Annotated in this window: 19 protein-coding genes; 11 read left to right on the top strand and 8 right to left on the bottom strand. The window is 63.7% G+C overall.

Translation table 11 applies throughout. From position 1 onward, the window contains the following. Positions 1-81: 81 nt before the first annotated feature. A complete protein-coding gene (locus BG457_RS13090; protein ID WP_071797616.1) occupies positions 82-954 on the top strand; it encodes a lytic transglycosylase domain-containing protein in 873 nt (290 codons plus the stop codon). An 18-nt stretch (positions 955-972) separates the two neighbouring features. Here the strand turns inward: BG457_RS13090 and BG457_RS13095 are convergent, their stop codons facing one another. From BG457_RS13095 to tldD, 6 genes are all read right to left on the bottom strand, one after another. Beyond that, positions 973-1,602, bottom strand: a complete 630-nt coding sequence (locus tag BG457_RS13095; protein ID WP_071797617.1) for a CoA transferase subunit B — start codon at positions 1,600-1,602, stop codon at positions 973-975. Positions 1,603-1,615: 13 nt separating this feature from the next. Beyond that, positions 1,616-2,311, bottom strand: a complete 696-nt coding sequence (locus tag BG457_RS13100; protein WP_071797618.1) for a CoA transferase subunit A — start codon at positions 2,309-2,311, stop codon at positions 1,616-1,618. An 80-nt stretch (positions 2,312-2,391) separates the two neighbouring features. Continuing rightward, positions 2,392-4,953 carry a type I DNA topoisomerase gene (gene topA, locus BG457_RS13105; RefSeq protein WP_071797619.1) on the bottom strand — a complete coding sequence of 854 codons (2,562 nt, stop codon included), beginning with the start codon at positions 4,951-4,953 and terminating at the stop codon, positions 2,392-2,394. 216 nt (positions 4,954-5,169) lie between these two features. Further along, positions 5,170-6,300 carry a DNA-processing protein DprA gene (dprA, locus tag BG457_RS13110; protein WP_071797620.1) on the bottom strand — a complete coding sequence of 377 codons (1,131 nt, stop codon included), beginning with the start codon at positions 6,298-6,300 and terminating at the stop codon, positions 5,170-5,172. Positions 6,301-6,435: 135 nt separating this feature from the next. Next, the gene (locus tag BG457_RS13115; protein ID WP_071797621.1) at positions 6,436-6,918 is read right to left on the bottom strand and encodes a hypothetical protein; all 483 of its coding nucleotides are present in this window, start codon (positions 6,916-6,918) and stop codon (positions 6,436-6,438) included. Continuing rightward, positions 6,918-8,339, bottom strand: coding sequence for a metalloprotease TldD (gene tldD, locus BG457_RS13120; protein WP_071797748.1), 1,422 nt, complete (start codon positions 8,337-8,339; stop codon positions 6,918-6,920). Before tldD ends, BG457_RS13115 begins: the two co-directional genes overlap by 1 nt. Positions 8,340-8,565: 226 nt before the next feature. On the opposite strand from tldD, the gene coxB reads away from it, so the two are divergent. From coxB to BG457_RS13170, 10 genes are all read left to right on the top strand, one after another. Beyond that, positions 8,566-9,441, top strand: a complete 876-nt coding sequence (gene coxB / locus BG457_RS13125; protein ID WP_071797749.1) for a cytochrome c oxidase subunit II — start codon at positions 8,566-8,568, stop codon at positions 9,439-9,441. 53 nt (positions 9,442-9,494) lie between these two features. After that, a complete protein-coding gene (cyoE, locus tag BG457_RS13130; protein ID WP_071797622.1) occupies positions 9,495-10,469 on the top strand; it encodes a heme o synthase in 975 nt (324 codons plus the stop codon). Beyond that, the gene (locus BG457_RS13135; RefSeq protein ID WP_071797623.1) at positions 10,469-10,669 is read left to right on the top strand and encodes a hypothetical protein; all 201 of its coding nucleotides are present in this window, start codon (positions 10,469-10,471) and stop codon (positions 10,667-10,669) included. The genes cyoE and BG457_RS13135 overlap by 1 nt, the downstream gene beginning before the upstream one ends. Further along, on the top strand, positions 10,669-11,247 hold the full coding sequence (locus BG457_RS13140; RefSeq protein ID WP_071797750.1) for a cytochrome c oxidase assembly protein: 579 nt from the start codon (positions 10,669-10,671) through the stop codon (positions 11,245-11,247). Before BG457_RS13135 ends, BG457_RS13140 begins: the two co-directional genes overlap by 1 nt. 43 nt (positions 11,248-11,290) lie before the next feature. Continuing rightward, entirely contained in the window at positions 11,291-12,094 is an 804-nt protein-coding gene (locus BG457_RS13145) for a cytochrome c oxidase subunit 3 (RefSeq protein ID WP_071797624.1), read from the top strand. Positions 12,095-12,188: 94 nt separating this feature from the next. Next, on the top strand, positions 12,189-12,872 hold the full coding sequence (locus BG457_RS13150) for an SURF1 family protein (RefSeq protein WP_071797625.1): 684 nt from the start codon (positions 12,189-12,191) through the stop codon (positions 12,870-12,872). A gap of 14 nt (positions 12,873-12,886) precedes the next feature. Continuing rightward, positions 12,887-14,275, top strand: coding sequence for a threonine synthase (thrC, locus tag BG457_RS13155; protein WP_071797751.1), 1,389 nt, complete (start codon positions 12,887-12,889; stop codon positions 14,273-14,275). Beyond that, on the top strand, positions 14,272-15,534 hold the full coding sequence (locus tag BG457_RS13160; RefSeq protein ID WP_071797626.1) for a M16 family metallopeptidase: 1,263 nt from the start codon (positions 14,272-14,274) through the stop codon (positions 15,532-15,534). The genes thrC and BG457_RS13160 overlap by 4 nt, the downstream gene beginning before the upstream one ends. Further along, positions 15,534-16,121 carry a GNAT family N-acetyltransferase gene (locus BG457_RS13165; protein ID WP_071797627.1) on the top strand — a complete coding sequence of 196 codons (588 nt, stop codon included), beginning with the start codon at positions 15,534-15,536 and terminating at the stop codon, positions 16,119-16,121. Before BG457_RS13160 ends, BG457_RS13165 begins: the two co-directional genes overlap by 1 nt. Positions 16,122-16,185: 64 nt before the next feature. After that, positions 16,186-17,619, top strand: coding sequence for an FAD-binding oxidoreductase (locus BG457_RS13170; RefSeq protein ID WP_071797628.1), 1,434 nt, complete (start codon positions 16,186-16,188; stop codon positions 17,617-17,619). On the opposite strand, the gene BG457_RS13175 is transcribed toward BG457_RS13170, so the two are convergent. Further along, complete coding sequence (locus tag BG457_RS13175; protein ID WP_071797629.1) at positions 17,590-17,919, bottom strand: AzlD domain-containing protein; 330 nt, start codon at positions 17,917-17,919, stop codon at positions 17,590-17,592. The genes BG457_RS13170 and BG457_RS13175 overlap by 30 nt on opposite strands. Next, positions 17,916-18,626 carry an AzlC family ABC transporter permease gene (locus BG457_RS13180; RefSeq protein ID WP_071797752.1) on the bottom strand — a complete coding sequence of 237 codons (711 nt, stop codon included), beginning with the start codon at positions 18,624-18,626 and terminating at the stop codon, positions 17,916-17,918. Before BG457_RS13180 ends, BG457_RS13175 begins: the two co-directional genes overlap by 4 nt. Positions 18,627-18,662: the final 36 nt, after the last annotated feature.

An 18,662-nucleotide genomic window follows, 5' to 3' on the forward strand; every position in this document is an offset into this window, starting at 1 on the left:
TGCGCCCCTATGGCAAAAAGCTGGAATAACCGGTGATTCCCCGGCATAGTTCCGTAAAAATAATAACGAGCAGTAAATCTGATGCCCATTTTACGCCGCCACGGCAGGATCTGTCCTGCGCTGGCCATTGGCCTCGTTGTGATTTCCGCCTGTCCTGCCCCTCTGGCCGCGCAGGACAGATCGCTGTCGGCGACTGCCGAGAGCCAGACATTTCGCCGGGTCGTGGTCAATCCCAATGCGACCGGGCCGCGCATTACCGTCCAGATCGACCCCGAGGAACAGGCGCGCCTGCTGGCCGCCGCGCCGCCGCGCGCGCAGGTGGTCACGCCCGACCGTGAGAACCGCCCCGCGCCCGCGTCAGGCTATGCCTGGTTCTGGGATCATGTCTCGCCCGCGCTCGGTGACAGTTCGGGCCGGTTTCTGGCTGCGATGCGCGTCTTGGGCAGCCCGCCCAGCGCCAGCCAGACCGTCCGCGCGCCGCGGATGCAGTTTCTGCAGGATATCGCCAATACCCATGGCGCCGATATCCTGCGCGCGACTGTGGGTACCAATGTCTCGCCCGCGCTGGCTCTGGCCGTCATCGCGGTCGAATCCGCCGGGCGCCCGCAGGCGGTCAGCCATGCGGGCGCGCAGGGGTTGATGCAACTGATCCCGGCCACGGCAGAACGCTTTGGGGTGAGTGATGCCTTTGACGCGACCCAGAATATCCGGGGCGGGGTGCAATATCTCGACTGGCTGCTGAAGCATTTCGACAATGATGTGGTGCTGGCACTCGCGGGCTATAATGCGGGCGAGGGGGCTGTGCGCCGCAACGAGGGTGTGCCACCCTTCGCCGAGACCCGCGATTATGTGCCGAAAGTTCTGGCCGCCTGGCTGGTCGCGCGCGGCCTCTGCGCCACGGTGCCGGAACTGCCCGGCGATGGCTGCGTCTTCAAGATCGGGCAGGCGGGCTGAAATGCCCGCCTGATCTGTTCAGTTGACGATTGCGGCCTCTGTCGCGGCGCGGATCTCATCCTCGGTGACGCCCTCGGCACATTCGACGATCTTCAAGCCGCCCTCGACCACATCCAGCACGCCCAGATTGGTGATGATGCGCTTGACCACCCCCTGCGCGGTCAGCGGCAGGGTGCAGGCTTTCAGCACTTTCGATTCGCCCGCCTTGTTGGTGTGATCCATGACCACGATCACGCGCGAGACACCGGCGACCAGATCCATGGCGCCCCCCATGCCCTTCACCAGCTTGCCGGGGATCATCCAGTTCGCGATATCGCCATTCTCGGCGACTTCCATCGCGCCAAGGATCGCCATGTTGATCTTGCCGCCCCGGATCATCGCGAAGCTCTCGGAGCTGTCGAAATAGGCAGTATGCGGCAGCGCCGTCACCGTCTGCTTGCCCGCGTTGATCAGATCGGCATCGACCTCATTCTCGGTGGGGAAGGGGCCGATGCCCAGCATCCCGTTTTCCGATTGCAGCGTCACCTGCACGCCCTCGGGGATGTAATTCGCCACCAGCGTCGGAATCCCGATGCCAAGGTTCACATACATCCCGTCCTGCAATTCCTGCGCCGCGCGCGCGGCCATCTGGTTGCGGTCCCAAGCCATGCTGATTTCCCCCTTATGCCGCGCGCACAGTGCGCTGTTCGATGCGTTTCTCGTGCTGTCCCTGAATCAACCGGTGCACATAGATGCCGGGCAGGTGGATGGCATCGGGGTCCAGCGTGCCGGGCTCGACGATCTCTTCGACCTCCATCACGCAGACACGTCCGCATTTGGCCGCAGGCGGGTTGAAGTTGCGCGCCGTCTTGCGGAAGATCGCATTGCCGGTGGTGTCGGCTTTCCATGCCTTGACGATGGAGAGATCCGCCACGATCCCGCGTTCCAGGATATAGGTCTCGCCGCCGAATTCCTTGTGCTCCTTGCCCTCTGCAATCATAGTGCCGACACCAGTCTTGGTGTAGAAACCGGGAATGCCCGCGCCGCCTGCGCGCATGCGTTCGGCCAGCGTGCCTTGCGGGTTGAATTCCAGTTCCAGCTCGCCGCTCAGATACTGGCGCATGAATTCCGCATTCTCGCCGACATAGGATGACATCATCTTCTTGATCTGGCGGGTTTTCAGCAGCACGCCCAGCCCGAAATCATCCACCCCGCAATTGTTCGAGGCGACGGTCAGATCCTTCACCCCCGCCTCGCGGATGGCATCGATCAGAAGCTCCGGGATGCCGCACAGGCCGAACCCCCCTGCCGCAATCATCATGCCATCCGACAACAGCCCGTCCAGCGCCTCATGCGCCGAGCCATAGACTTTCTTCATGCGCTCACTCCCCTATGTGCAGATTTGCCAAATGTCTGACGCGGCGGTGCAGCGAAGTCAACCATTCAGCGGAAGCCCGCCTATTTTGCGGCCTTCCCGGCTTTTTTCGCGGCGGGTTTCTTCGCGGGTGCCTTTTTCGCCGCAGGTTTCTTCGCCGTCGGCTTGCGCGGTTTCGCCCCTGCCTTGGCATTCACCAGCTCTATGGCCTGATCGAGCGTGATCTCCTCGGCGCTCAGATCCTTGGTCAGGGTCGCATTGACCTTTTCCCATTTCACATAAGGACCATAGCGCCCCTTCATCACCGAGATCGCGCCACCAGAGGGGTGATCGCCCAGAACCCGCAAGGGCTCTGTCGCAGCCGCCCGCCCGCGCGCCGGTTTCGCCGCCAGCACCTCTACCGCCCGGTTCATGCCGATGGTGAACACCTCGTCCACCTCGGGCAGGTTGGCATAGATCCGGCCATGTTTCACATAGGGCCCGTAGCGCCCGATCCCGGCTTCGATCATTTCGCCATCCTCGGGATGCGGGCCAACCGGACGGGGCAGCGACAGCAGCATCAGCGCGCGGTCCAGATCGATACTCTCCACGCTCCAGCCCTTGGGCAGAGAGGCGCGCGGGGGTTTGGGCTGTTCCGTCGTCGCCTCGCCGCGCTGCACATAGGGGCCGAAACGCCCGGTGCGCAGGCTGATCGGATCGCCCGCATCATGACCCAGCAGCTTGCCCTCGCCCGAAAGCTCTGCATCCCCCTCATCCCCGGCAAGGGGTCTTGTGTAGCGGCATTCGGGATAATTGTTGCAACCGATGAACGCCCCGCCCGAGCGCGCGGTTTTCAGGTTAAGCCGCCCCACGCCGCATTTCGGGCAAGAGCGCGGATCGCTGCCATCCTCGCGCGCCGGATAGAGATGCGGGGCCAGAACCTCGTCGATCTTTTCCAGCACTTCGGTGATGCGCAATTCCGAGGTTTCCGCAATCGCCGCCGAGAAATCGCGCCAGAACCGGTCCAGAACATCCTTGTAGTCGCGGTCGCCTGCCGACACATCGTCAAGCTGTTCTTCCAGCGCGGCGGTGAAATCATATTCCAGATAGCGGCGGAAATAATTGACCAGAAAGATCGTGACCAGCCGCCCCTTATCCTGCGCGATCAGGCGGTTCTTGTCCTTGGTGACATAGCCCCGGTCCTGAATCGTGGTGACGATGCTGGCATAGGTCGAGGGCCGCCCGATCCCAAGCTCTTCCATCCGCTTGACCAGCGTGGCCTCGGTATAGCGCGGGGGGGGCTGGGTGAAATGCTGCTCTGGCGTGACCGAGCGCTTGTCCAGCGCGTCGCCCTGCGCCATCTGCGGCAGGCGCTTATCCTCGTCATCCACGACATCATCGCGGCCTTCCTCATAGACCTTGAGGAAGCCGTCAAACAGCACCACCTGACCAGTGGCACGCAGGCCCACCTGACCGTCCTTGCTGCCGATCTCGACCGTGGTGCGCTCCATTCGCGCGGCCTCCATCTGGCAGGCGATGGTGCGTTTCCAGATCAGATCATAGAGCTTGCGCTGGTCGCTATCCGTGATCTTCAGCCGGTCGGGGCTGGTGGCCATATCCGTCGGGCGGATACATTCATGCGCTTCCTGCGCATTCTTGGCCTTGTTCTTGTACATGCGCGGGGATTTCGGGACATATTCCGCGCCATAGCGGTCCTTGATCACATCGCGCGCGGCCATCACCGCCTCTGGCGCCATGTCGATCCCGTCGGTCCGCATATAGGTGATATAGCCCGCTTCATAGAGTCGCTGGGCCGCCGACATGCATTGTTTCGCGCCCATGCCGAATTTGCGGCTGGCTTCCTGTTGCAGGGTCGAGGTCATGAAGGGGGCGGACGGATTGCGGCTGGCGGGCTTCGCTTCGACCGATTGTACGGAAAGTGACCGTGACTGTACCGCCTGCACCGCAATTTCAGCGGATTCTGCCGTGGCAATATCGAATTTGTCCAAGCGCTTGCCCGCGAGGCTGGTCAGTCTCGCGCTGAATTCCTGCCCGCGCGGCGTGGTCAGACCGGCGGTCACGGACCAGTATTCCTGCGCGCGGAAGGCCTCGATCTCCATTTCGCGCTCGACGATCAGGCGCAGGCAGACCGATTGCACGCGCCCTGCCGATTTCGCGCCCGGCAATTTGCGCCACAGCACCGGCGACAGGTTGAAGCCCACCAGATAATCCAGCGCGCGGCGCGCAAGATAGGCATGGACCAGCGGCATATCGACCTGACGCGGGTTTTCCATCGCCGCCGTGACCGCGGATTTCGTGATCGCGTTGAACACCACGCGCTTGACCGGCGTATCCTTCTTGATCGCCTTCGATTTCGCCAGCGCCTCGGTCAGGTGCCAGGAAATGGCTTCCCCCTCGCGGTCAGGGTCGGTCGCGAGGATCAGTTCCGGGTCGGCTTTCAGCGCTTCGGCGATGGCCTTCACATGCTTGCGCGAGTCGCTGGCGACTTCCCAGAGCATCTCGAACCCCTGTTCGGGATCGACCGAGCCATCCTTGGGCGGCAGGTCGCGCACATGGCCGTAAGAGGCCAGAACCGTGTAGCCAGAGCCAAGATATTTGTTGATTGTCTTGGCCTTGGCGGGCGATTCAACAACGACGACTGCCATGAAATTCCTCTGATAAACCCCGAAAACCGCGCCTCTGCGGCTGGCCCTACATGTGTGAGCAGGGGTGGGAATGTCAATGCGCCGTGGTGATATGGCTCCTTGGTCGGGGGCGGACAGGGTGTCGCAGCGCAGGGCAAGCAGACAGGGGGCACTGCAGAGCGGAACGCCGGATCCTGCCCGTCACCCGTCCTGCGGGCCGGGGGCGTAAGGGATTGCTCAGGCGCGGCTGACCAGACCGCCGGGATGGCGGCGCACTGTGCCTTGCAGTTCCAGCATGACCAGCGCCGGAGAGATTTGCGCCGCAGAGAGTGCCAGATCGCGGATGATCTGATCTTCGGCCACCGGGCTGGGGCCGAGCAGGTCAAGAATGCGCTGCTCCAGCGGCTGCCCTGTCGCCGGGGCCGGGATTTCCGCCGCAGCGGGCTTTTGCGTCGCAGGGGCAGGGCGGTCCTGCAACCGGCGCAACACCTCCAGCACATCCTCGACATGGCGCACCAATGTTGCGCCTTCGCGGAGCAGCCGGTTGCAGCCGCCTGCGCGCCCGTCGACCGGATGGCCCGGCACCGCCATGATCTCGCGCCCCTGATCCAGCGCGTCGCGCGCGGTGATCAGCGAGCCGGATTTTTCCGCCGCCTCGACCACGACCACAGCCAGCGCAAGGCCAGAGATGATGCGGTTGCGCGGCGGGAAATGCCGGGCTTGCGGGTGCACGCTCATGGGTTGCTCCGACAGGCGCAGCCCCTGATCGGCAATGGCGGCGGCCAGCACTGCGTTCTCAGTCGGATAGATCACATCGACCCCGCCCGCCATCACCGCAATGGTGCCGCTTTTCAAACTGCCATGATGCGCGGCGGCATCAATCCCGCGCGCCAGACCCGAAACAATGGCGAATCCCTCATGCCCCAGCCCTTCGGCCAGCGCGCGTGCCGTCCTTGTCCCAAGGCTGGAAGCGTTGCGCGCGCCCACCAGCGCGACCATGGGTCGCAGGATGGGCGCGCGCTGGCCAATGCACCACAGTACCGGGGGCGCATCGGCGATACTGGCCAATGTGGCGGGATAAGCGTCGGTGCCAAAGCACAACATCCGCGCGCCCTTGGCCCGCGCAAGGTCGATTTCCCGCTCCGCCGCGTCGCGCGCACAGGGCGCGTAATCGGAGGCACCGGCCGCCCGCGCGATTGCGGGCAGGGCATCCAGCGCGGCTGCGGCAGTGCCGTGTTCGGCCATCAGCCGGTGAAAAGTTGTGGGTCCGACACGGGCAGAGCGAATGAGGCGAAGCCAGGTCAGCCTGTCTTCTTCCGACTTGGGTGGGGTGAAGGGTGGGTGAGAAGAAAACAAATCTTTCGCCATTCCATCCGCCTCGCCTCATTCTGCACCCAGATTGCATGGCGATGGTTAAGGATAGGTAAAGATCCACGCCCCTCGCGTAACTTTATTTGCGATTCTTGCCGACGGACAGACCGCTATCGCGATGTCAGGGCAATATCAGGGGCTGCCATCGCCTGCGCGGCGATCCGGGGTGAAAACGCCGGGGGCGCGTTTTCCCAGCATCCAGCGCAGCACCAGTGCTGTCACCACGCCGAGAACAATCGGGATTTCCGGGGCCATGCCGCCCAGAACGCCCGCCGCCGCCCAGCCTGTTACACTCCCGCCGAGAATGAAACTCAGCCAGCCGCCCAGACCAAGACGCAGCACCAGCCAGACGATCGGAAAGGATATCACCAGCCCGATCCATGAGAAAACCGGCATCATGATCAGGAACACCCCGATGCCGAAGATCACGGAAATGACGGTCTCTGCCGGGATGCTGGCCCCCAGCGCCTCAAACGACCAGCGCCAGAGCATGGCGAAGGCGGATAGCGAGATCCCGACGGGAATCGGCAAGGCCCAGAGGATAAGATAGGCAAAGAGCCAGTTCGACCATGTTACCGCGCGATGGCCAGAACTGGCGGATCGCAACAGGGCCATCAGGCGGCACTGCCCCCGACCGTCAGTCCGCCGATCATCAGCGTGGGCTGGCCCACGCCCACCGGCACCCATTGGCCCGCCTTGCCACAGGTGCCCATGCCGGGATCCAGCGCCATGTCATTGCCAAGCGCACGGATCTTCGTCAGCGCTGTCGCCCCGTCGCCGATCAGTGTCGCGCCTTTGACCGGGCCCACGATCCTGCCATTCCTGACCCGATAGGCCTCGGTGCAGGAGAAGACGAATTTGCCATTGGTGATATCGACCTGACCGCCGCCGAACCCGACCGCGTGAATCCCGTCCTTCAGATCCGCGACAATATCCTCGGGCGCGGTATCGCCGCCCAGCATATAGGTGTTGGTCATGCGCGGCATCGGCGCATGGGCATAGCTTTCGCGCCGCCCGTTGCCCGTGGGCGCGACCCCCATCAGCCGCGCATTCTGCCGGTCCTGCATGAAGCCCACCAGCACCCCGTCCTCGATCAGCACATTTCTGGCCGAGGGCGTGCCTTCATCGTCAATCGTGATCGAGCCGCGCCGGTCGGGGATCGTGCCGTCATCGAGCACCGTCACCCCCTTCGACGCCACCTGTTGGCCCATCAGTCCGGCAAAGGCCGATGTGCCCTTGCGGTTGAAATCACCCTCCAGCCCGTGGCCCACGGCCTCGTGCAGCAGGATGCCGGGCCAGCCGGGGCCAAGGACGACATCCATCACCCCTGCCGGGGCGGGTTCTGCCTCCAGATTGACCAGCGCGATGCGCAGCGCCTCGCGCGCCATGCCTTCCCAAGTTGCGCGGGCCATCAGCCCGTCCAGACCGGCGCGGCCGCCGCCACCCGCCGAACCCGATTCGCGCCGCCCGTTCTCTTCGACAATGACTGACAGGTTCAGGCGGGTCATGGGGCGGGTGTCGCGCAGATGCTGCCCGTCGGGGCGCAGGATCTCGATCTGCTGCAGGCTCGCGGCCATAGAGGCCGAGACCTGCACCACCCGCTTGTCGAGCCCGCGCAGAAAGTCGTCAATCTCGCGCAGCAGATCGAGCTTGACCGAGAACGTCGCCCCGGCAATCGGATCGGCATCGGTATAGAGGCGCTGATTGGTGGGTTTGGGGGCATCGGCCAGCGTGCCGCCGCCATCACCCACCGCCAGCCGCGCCGTCTGCGCCGCGCGGCGCAGGGCGTCAATTGTCATATGGGTGGAATGGGCATATCCCGTCACCTCGCCGCGCACGGCGCGCAGCCCGAACCCTTCGGCGGCATTGTAGCTCGCGGATTTGATTCGCTGATCATCCAGCAGCAGTGATTCCGAGACGCGCCGTTCGGCGAAAATCTCGCCGTCATCTGCGCCTGCGGTCGCGTCGCGCAGGATGGAGAGGGCGTCTTCCTTGTCGAAAGCGGTCTCGAAGGGACGGAACCCGGTATCGCTCATGCCTGTGGCCTTCCAGTGTTTCGACACGCTGCCGGGCAGGGCAGTCCTGTTGTCCTTGACACAGATCAACAAATGGCAATGTGTCGCATCGGTTTTGCTTGTTCTGACATGTGTAATATGGTTTTACGAGCACAAAGCTCAACGGGATTCCATCGCATGCCGGTCAGGCTGCGATTGCTCCCGGATGATAATGCGGTCACACGCCGCGAAAAAACGGGAACCGAAGATGCGACTGTCCAAAGCCCTTTCAACACTGACCGCGGCCCTTTTTGGCGGAATGACCGCCCTGCAGGCGGCTGCGGATGACCTGTTGCCGCAACTGCCCGTGCTGGGCGCACCAATTCAGGATGGAATCGCGCTGCAGACCCCTTACTCGGCGCTGGCGCGCGAGGTGGTGTTTCTGGACAATCTGCTGCTCTGGATCATCACGCCGATCACCATCTTCGTGACGGGTCTGCTGATCTGGGTGATCGTTTTCTACAACCGCAGGGCAAACCCGGAACCCGCGAAATTCACGCATAACACGCCGATTGAAGTGGCCTGGACCGTGGTGCCTGCTTTGATCTTGCTCTTCATCGCGCTCTTCACCTTCCCGGCGCTGCGCCATCAGCAGATCATGCCGGAAGCGGATGTGACCATCAAGGTGACGGGCTTCCAGTGGTACTGGGGCTATGAATATGTCGATCATGGCGTCGAATTCTCGCAATTCCTGCTGGAGCGCGAAGAGCTGGCGGAACATGGCTACCCGGATGAGCTGTATTTGCTCGCGACCGATACTGCGATGGTCGTGCCTGTCGGCAGAAATGTCGTCCTTCAAGTCACCGCCGCTGACGTGATCCATGCCTGGACCATTCCGGCCTTCGGCGTGAAGCAGGATGCCGTGCCCGGACGTCTGGCGGAACTGTGGTTCAATGCCGAGGAAGAGGGCGTCTATTTCGGCCAGTGTTCCGAGCTTTGCGGCATCGCGCATGCCTATATGCCGATCACCGTCAAAGTGGTCTCGGAAGCCGAGTATATCGCATGGCTTGAGCGGCAGGGCGCTGAATTTGCGCATGCGCCCGCATGGATGGAGCCCTCCACGCAACTGGCAGCCGCCAACTGATCCAGCGGACCGGGTGTGACGCCCTGTCCTGCAAGACCAGACCGGACGAGAATATGACCGACCTGCGCACAGATATCAGCTACGCGACCCCCGGCGAGGGCAGCTTCGGCGACTATGTGGCGCTGCTCAAGCCGCGTGTGATGTCGCTGGTGGTGTTCACTGCGCTGGTAGGGCTCTTGGTCGCGCCGGGCAGCCTGCATCCGGTCGAGGCATTGGCCGCAATCATCTTCATCGCGCTCGGGGCAGGGGCCTCTGGTGCGCTGAACATGTGGTGGGATGCCGATATCGATCAGGTGATGAAACGCACCTCCGGTCGCCCGATCCCGGCGGGCAAGGTCGCACCGGGCGAGGCGCTGGGCCTTGGCGTGGCGCTTTCGGGCCTGTCGGTGATCATGCTCTGGCTCGCCACCAATGCGCTGGCGGGTTTCCTGCTGGCCTTCACCATCTTCTTCTACGCGGTGATCTATTCGATGTGGCTCAAGCGCGCCACGCCGCAGAATATCGTGATCGGTGGGGCCGCCGGGGCCTTCCCGCCGCTGATCGGCTGGGTCGCAGTCACAGGCTCGATCAGCCTGGAAGCCTGCCTGATGTTCCTGCTGATCTTCATGTGGACGCCACCGCATTTCTGGGCGCTCGCGCTGTTCATGAAATCGGATTACCACAAGGCCAATGTGCCAATGCTGACCGTCACGCATGGCCGCAAAGTGACGCGCGCGCATATCCTCGTCTACACGATTGCACTTATACCCTTCGCGCTGGCCGCAGGGCTGACCTCGATCGGCGGTCCGGTCTATCTGGCACTGGCTCTGGTGCTGAACCTGATGTTCCTGCAAGGGGCGGTTGCGATCTGGCGCCGCGACGAGGCCCAGGCCGAGGGTGATGGCTACGCAACCGAGAAACGGGTGTTCCGCTTCTCGCTGGCCTATCTCTTCCTGCATTTCGTCGCGATCCTCGCCGAGGCCGCGCTTGCCAACCTTCCTGCCTATGCGGGGTTTGCCGCACAGTTCAAGATTCTGGAGCTCTTCTGATGGCCATTACCCGCGAACATGACCTGCACAAGCGCCGCTCCGGCCGCAATGTCGGGCTGGCTGTGGTGCTGGTGCTGTTCATTGCGCTTGTCTTTGGCCTGACCATCGCCAAGGTCTCGGGGGGATCGGCGCTGCAGGCTTTCGACCATTCCTATCGCCCGTCGCTCGACCCTGACCATGTGAGGTTCCAGCAAAGATGATGACCACCTGGAAAAAACTGACCGGAATTCAGAAAACCACCGTGCAAGCCGTCGCGGTTGTCGCCTTCATGTTCGGCATGGGCTGGGCTGCGGTGCCGCTCTATGATCTCTTCTGCCGTGTGACCGGCTATGGCGGCACCACGAATACCGCCTCTGCCGCCCCCGGTGTCGTGCTCGATCAGACCATGCGCATCCGCTTCGATGCTTCTGTCGCGCGCGATTTCCCCTGGACCTTCAAGCCGGTAGACCGAGTGCACGAGATTCGGCTCGGCGAGGTCGGTCTGGCGTTTTATGAAGCGTATAATCCGACCGATGAGCCGATTGCCGGGACCGCCAGCTACAATGTGTCGCCCTATGAGGCGGGCCGCTACTTCACCAAGATCGACTGTTTCTGCTTCGAGTTGCAGGTGCTGCAACCCGGCGAGACTGTGCTGATGCCTGTCACCTATTTCGTGGATCCCGATATCCTGCGCGACCGCGATGCGCGTGACACGCATACGATCACCCTGTCCTATACTTTCCATCCCACGGATATTCCGGCCGATTATGTCGCCCCGGAACCCGCCATGACAAACTGAACTCGCGCATTAAACCGAGCATAGCCTGAGGGAACTGAACACCATGGCCCACGCCAAGAACCACGATTACCACGTCCTGCCCCCGTCGATCTGGCCTTTCGTCGGCGCGGTTTCAGCTTTCGTCATGCTGTTCGGTGCTGTGCTGTGGATGAACGACCGCGGCCCCTGGATGTTCCTGATCGGGCTGGTGGGTGTTCTCTATGTGATGTTCGAATGGTGGAAGGATGTGATTGTCGAATCCCATGTCGGCGATCACACGCCGGTGGTGGTGATCGGGCTGCGCTATGGCTTCATCCTCTTCATCCTGTCCGAGGTGATGTTCTTCGCCGCATGGTTCTGGAGCTTCTTCAAGCATGCCATGTATCCGATGTATACCTATGTGGGCACCGAATATGTCCAGCCCGCGATCTATGCGATCAACGCCTTTGACCTGCCCCTGATCAACACGCTGGTCCTGCTGCTCTCGGGCTGCGCCGTGACCTGGGCACACCATGAACTGGTCCATGGCGGGTCGCGCAAGAATGTGGCGAATGGTCTTTTGATCGGTGTCCTGCTCGGCATCGCCTTCACCGCATTGCAGGCCTATGAATATGTCTACCTGATCACCCAGCGCGGCTATTCCTTCAGCGGTGACGTGTTCTATGCCAATTTCTTCATGGCCACCGGCTTCCATGGCTTTCACGTCATCATCGGGACCATCTTTCTGACCGTCTGCTGGTTCCGCGTGCGCGCCGGGCATTTCACCGCAGAGCGCCATGTCGGCTTTGAAGCTGCCGCCTGGTACTGGCATTTCGTCGATGTGGTCTGGTTGTTCCTGTTCTTCGCGGTCTATATCTGGGGCATGTAAGCCAAGCTTCCTGCCGCGTGCCCCGGGGCGCGCGGCATCACAGGCGCGCACCCCAAGGTGCGCGTTTTGCGTTTCTAAAAGGCGAGGAGCCTCCATGCTGCGCCGCATGATCATTCCGGCCCTGTTCGGGTTGCTGGGCACGGCGATCCTGATCGCGCTGGGCCTGTGGCAACTGGACCGCGCCGGGCAGAAAGCCGCGCTGATCGCCGAGATGGAAATGCGTATCTTCGAGGCACCGGCAGCGCTGCCGGACGCGCCGGAACCCGAGGCGCATCGCTACCTGCCGGTTCGGACCGAAGGGCGCTTCCTGCCCGAGCATGTGTTCGTCCTGTCGGCGCAAAAAGCTCAAGGGCCCGGCTTTCATCTGGTGCAGGCATTCGAGACCGATGACGGGCGTCGCATCCTCGTCGAGCGCGGCTTTCTGCCAGAGGCCGCGCGTGCCGGGCTGACCCTTGATGCCGGGCAGGAGGCGCAGCTGATCGGCAATCTGCACTGGCCGCGCGACATCAACCGCCACACACCGCCGCATGACGCCGCGCGCAATCTGGTCTTCGGGCGCGATGTGGAGGAGATGGCGACCCTGCTCGGCACGGAACCCACGCTTCTGGTGCTGCGCGCCTCGGACCCCCCGGCCAGTGGCATAACCCCGGTTCCGGTCTATCAGGTCTCGATCCCCGATCCGCATCTGGGCTATGCCGTGCAATGGTTTTTGATGGCAATGGCATGGGCGGGGATGACAGTCTTCTTTCTGTGGCGTATCAGGACGCGACGCGACTAGGGATCATGCGCAAGATGCAATATATTTCGACGCGAGGGGCCGCCCCTGTGCTGAATTTCGAGGCCACCATGCTGACGGGGCTGGCCCGCGATGGCGGGCTCTATCTGCCCGAGCATGTGCCCCCCATGACGCAGGCGGAAATCGCAGCGCTTGCCGGGCTCAGCTATGAAGAGCAGGCCTATGTCATCATGCGTCCCTTCATCGGCGACACATTCGATGATGACGAATTCCGCGGGCTGATCGCGCGGGCCTATGCCGGTTTCGGCCATCCCGCCCGCGCGCCATTGAAGCAACTGGCAAGCAATCACTTCCTGCTGGAGCTGTTCCACGGCCCGACGCTCGCGTTCAAGGATTTCGCGATGCAACTGATCGGCCAGTTGTTTCAGGCCGCCCTTGCCCGGTCGGGGGAGCGTGTGACCATCGTCGGCGCGACCTCGGGCGATACCGGCTCGGCGGCGATCGAGGCGTTTCGCGGGCTGGAAAATGTCGATGTGTTCATCCTCTATCCGCATGGCCGCGTCTCCGAGGTGCAGCGCCGCCAGATGACCACGCCGGAGGATGCGAATGTCCATGCGCTGGCGGTTGATGGCGATTTCGACACCTGTCAGGCGCTGGTCAAGGATATGTTCAACGATTTCTCCTTCCGCGACGAGGTGCGTCTGGCCGGGGTCAATTCGATCAACTGGGCGCGGGTTCTGGCGCAGGTGGTCTATTTCTTCTCTTCCGCCGTCAGTCTGGGCGCCCCGTACCGCCCGGTCAGCTTCACCGTGCCCACCGGCAATTTCGGCGACATCTTCGCAGGCTATATCGCGCGGGCGATGGGTCTGCCGGTCGAGAAACTGGTGGTGGCCACGAATCAGAATGACATCCTGCACCGGGCGCTCAGCTCGGGCGGCTATGTCACAGATGGCGTGAAGCCCTCGATCAGCCCCTCGATGGATATTCAGGTCAGTTCCAATTTCGAGCGTGTGCTGTTTGACGCTTACGGCCGCGACGGGTCGGCCGTGGCGCAGGTCATGGATGAGTTGAAAGCGAGTGGCGGCTTCCAGATCAGCCAGGGCGCGCTGGAATATCTGCGCGAGGCTTTCACTTCGGGCCGCTGCTCGGAAGATGAGACCTCGGCCACGATTGCCCGGCTGGCGGCGCAAACCGCCGAAACGCTCTGCCCGCATAGCGCCGTGGGCGTGCATGTCGCCGAATCGCATCTCTCCGCCACGCCGATGATCACGCTTGCGACCGCGCATCCCGCGAAATTCCCTGATGCGGTCGAGGCCGCGACCGGCACGCGCCCCGCGCTGCCCGAGCGCATGGCCGATCTCTTTGACCGCCCCGAGCGCGTGACGCGTCTGCCGAATGATCTGGCCGCGGTTGAGTCGCATATCCGCGGGGCGATCCGCGCATGAGCGTTCAGGTCACGACCCTGCCCAACGGGTTTCGCATCGTCTCGGAACATATGCCCGGGTTGCAATCCGCGACCGTCGGCATCTGGATCGAGGCCGGCGCGCGCCATGAGGCCGAAGATCAGAACGGGGTCGCGCATTTCCTCGAACATATGGCCTTCAAGGGTACGGCGAGGCGCTCTGCACTTCAGATCGCCGAGGAAATCGAGGATGTGGGCGGCTATATCAACGCCTATACCTCGCGCGAGATGACCGCCTATTACGCGCGCATCCTCAAGCCCGATGTGGCGCTGGCGCTCGATGTGCTGGCCGATATCGTGCTGAACCCGGCCTTTGAAGCCCGCGAGATCGAGGTCGAGCGCGGCGTGATCCTGCAGGAGATCGGTCAGGCTCTCGATACGCCCGATGATATCATCTTCGACTGGCTGCAGGAAACCGCGTATCCCAGCCAGCCCATCGGGCGCTCGATCCTTGGCCCCTCTGCGCGGGTCTCGGGCTTCGCTGAAGGGGATCTGCGCCGTTTTGTGGGCGATCACTATGGCCCCGGGCAGATGATCCTTGCTGCGGCAGGGGCGGTTGACCATGACGCGCTGGTGCGTATGGCCGAAGGGCTGTTCGGGCATCTGGCCGCGAAACCTGTCCGCCCCGCAGATGCCGCGCGGTTCCACAATGGCGAGCGGCGTGAGGATCGTTCGCTGGAACAGGCGCATTTCGCCCTCGCGCTGGAAGCCCCCGATTACCGTTCCGAGGATTTCTATACCTCGCAGGTCTTCGCCAATGCGCTGGGGGGGGGCATGTCCTCGCGGCTGTTCCAGCGCCTGCGCGAGGATCGCGGGCTGTGCTACACAGTATTCGCCCAGTCGGGCGCCTATTTCGACACTGGCATGATCACGATCTATGCGGGCACCGGGGCCGATGAGGTGGGCGAACTGGCGGAGTTGACCATCGACGAGTTGAAACGCGCCGCCGAAGATATGTCTGATGCCGAAGTCGCCCGCGCCTGCGCGCAGATGAAGGCTGGGCTCCTGATGGGGCTGGAAAGCCCGTCATCGCGCGCCGAACGTCTGGCGAAACTCTTGTCGATCTGGGGGCGCGTGCCGGATCTGTCCGAGGCCATCGCGCGGATCGACGCGGTGAACACGGCAGGCGTGCGCGCCCATGCGCAGGGCTTGCTCGGCCAGAGCAGCATGGCTCTGGCGCTTTATGGCCCGATCGCGCGCGCGCCGCGTCTGCTGCATCTGAGCGAAAGGCTGGCCGCCTGATGCTGGGGCTGCGCGGCAAGCTGCGGCTTGAGGCCGAGCGCCTCTATCTGCGCCTGCCGCAGCACAGCGATTTCCGGGAATGGTCCGATCTGCGCCGTCTGTCGGCAGGGTTTCTCACACCATGGGAGCCCACATGGTCCGACGATCACCTGACGCGCCGCGCCTTCACCAATCGCGTCAGCTGGGCCACGCGCTGCTACAAGGCCGACACGGCGCTGCCGCTCTTCATCTTCCGTCGCGATGATGAGGCGCTGGTGGGCGCGATCACCCTCGACAATATCCGGCGCGGCCCGGCGCAGGCGGGGACTCTGGGCTACTGGGTCGGTGCCCCCTATGCAAGGCAGGGCTATATGCGCGAGGCCATCGGGGTGATCGTGCATCATGCCTTCAGCGTGATGGATCTGTCGCGGATCGAAGCCGCCTGCCTGCCCGAGAATGAAGCCTCGCGCGCGGTGCTGGAACGGGCCGGGTTCAAATATGAGGGCGTCGCGCAAAGCTATCTGCAGATCAACGGGCGCTGGCGCAATCATGTGCTCTATGCCAATCTGCGGCTGGACCGGCGCGGACGCACGGATGCGGGCCGATAGCACGCAGGGGCGCGGGCGCAGCAGGCGCCTGCTGCGCCCGCGCCCCTGACCGGAGGGGACCAAGATGATACTGCGCGACTGCGATTCCGAATTTCTGGACAGGCTGGCAGCGATCCTGCCGCAAGGCGCGCTCCTGCCGCCCGCGCCGCGCTATCTGGAGGAACCGCGCGGGCGCTGGCAGGGCCGGGCAGGGGCCGTGGCGCTGCCGCGCAGCGTGGATGAGGTCGCGGCGATCCTGCGCACCTGCAATAGTGCCGGTGTGGGCGTTGTGCCCTATGGCGGCGGCACCGGGCTGGTGGGTGGGCAGATCAGCGCGGAAGGGCCAGTGCCGCTGATCCTGTCGCTGGAACGGATGCAGGCCATTCGCGCAAGCTACCCGTCCGAGAATGTGCTTGTGGTCGAAGCGGGCGCAGTCCTCGCCGATGTCCAGCGCGCGGCGGCAGGTGCGGGGCGGCTCTTCCCGCTCTCGCTGGCCTCGGAAGGATCGGCGCGGATCGGCGGGTTGCTCGCAACCAATGCGGGCGGCGTGAATGTGCTGCGCTACGGCAATGCCCGCGATCTGGTGCTGGGGCTGGAAGTGGTGCTGGCCGACGGGCGCATCTGGAACGGGCTGAAGCGGCTGCGCAAGGACAATACCGGCTATGATCTGCGCCATCTGATGATCGGATCCGAGGGCACGCTGGGGGTGATCACGGCAGCCAGTCTGCGGCTTGTGCCGCGCCCGGCGCGCGAGGGCGCGGCGCTGATGGTGATTGAGAGCCCTGAGGCGGCGCTGCGGCTCCTGGCATTGGCGCAGGCGCGTCTGGGGGATGCGATTCAGGCTTTCGAGCTGATCAGCGGCGCGGGTCTGGCCTTTCTGGCGGAAACCATGCCGCAGATCCGCCAGCCCTTTTCGCAGGCGCCTGACTGGATGGTGCTGATCGATCTGGGCCTGCCCAAGGCGATGGCCCCCGAAGACGCGCTGGAGGCGCTCTTTGCCGAGGCTTTCGAGGCCGGGCTGGTGCAGGATGGCGTGATCGCGGCAAGCCTCGCGCAGCGCACCGAGTTCTGGGCCTTGCGCGAATCCATCCCCGAGGCCAATCGCCGGATCGGGGCGATTTCCAGCCATGACATCTCGCTGCCGCTGTCAGAGATCGCCGCCTTCATCACCCGCGCAGGGCAGGCGCTTGCGCAGATCAGTGACTACCGCATCAACTGTTTCGGCCATCTGGGCGATGGCAATCTGCATTACAATATCTTCCCCCTGCCGGGCCGCAGCCGCGCGGATCACGCGCAGGAACGCGACGCGATCAAGACTTACGTGCATGATCTGGTGCAGGAATTCGGCGGCTCGGTCAGCGCCGAACACGGGATCGGGCGGCTGAAAACCGGCGATCTGATCCGCTATGGCGATCCGGTGAAACTGGCGGCGATGCGCGCCATCAAACAGGCGCTCGACCCGCGCGGCATCCTCAACCCGGGTGCCGTGCTAGCCGATGGCGAAATGCAGCGCGAATAGCACCGCCGCGCCGCCAAAAATCGTCAGCGTCGCGTTCTTCGTCCAGAGGCTGATCGCAATCGTCGCCAGCGCCGCCCCCAGCCGCACCGGATCGAGCGCGCCGCCTGTGGCCTGCGGAAACAGGATCAGGGGCGTGATCATGCCCGGCATGATCGCGACCGCCGTGTAGCGCAGATGGCGCAGCACCCATTCGGGCAGATCGCGCCCCCCGATCAGGCCCAGAAACGAGAGCCGCAGCAGGTAAGAGCCCAGCCCCAGCCCGATGATGATGATCCAGATCTGCGCTGTCGTGAAACTCATGGCGCGCGCCTCGCGCTCATGCGGCGCTCGACCTCGGCCCCGGTCATCATCGCCAGCAGGGCCGCGACCAGCAGCCCCAGATTGAAGGGCAGAAAGGCAAAGACCAGCACGCCAAGGATCGAGACCAGCGCCGCCGCCACATGGGCGAGGCTGCGCAGCATCGGCACGATCAGCGCCAGAAAAGTGATCGGCACCGCGAAATCAATCGGCAGACCGGCCGGGATATTGGCACCGAGCGCCGCCCCCGCCCAGGTCGCCAGATACCAGGGCGGCACGACCGGGGCCGCCACACCCACGAAATAGGCCAGCTTCTGCGCGGGCGTCATTTCCGGGCGCTGGTCATATTTCAGGATCGAGGCGGCATAGACCTGATCCACCATCACATAGGAAATCAGCCCGCGTTTCCACCAGCTTACCTGCCCCAGATGCGGCGCGAGCGAGGCCGAATACATCGCCATGCGCAGATTGACCGCCAATGACGCGGCCAGCACGATCAGCACCGGCGCATTCTCGACCATCATCTGCAGCGCCACGAATTGCGCGGCGCCCGCGATCACCAGCACCGAAAACCCCATGATCTGCGCGATATTCAGCCCCACTTCGGTCGCGACCACGCCGAAGACCGCGCCGAAAGGCACGATCACAAGAATGAAGGGCGCACCATCGCGGAAGCCCTGCCAGAAGTCGCGGGAGAGGGGCGTCGTCATGAGCATCGGCCTTTCTGGGTCAGGGCAAGGGGCCGT

It is taken from the genome of Natronohydrobacter thiooxidans (assembly GCF_001884735.1).
In the GTDB taxonomy this organism is placed as follows: Bacteria; Pseudomonadota; Alphaproteobacteria; order Rhodobacterales; family Rhodobacteraceae; genus Roseinatronobacter; species Roseinatronobacter thiooxidans_A.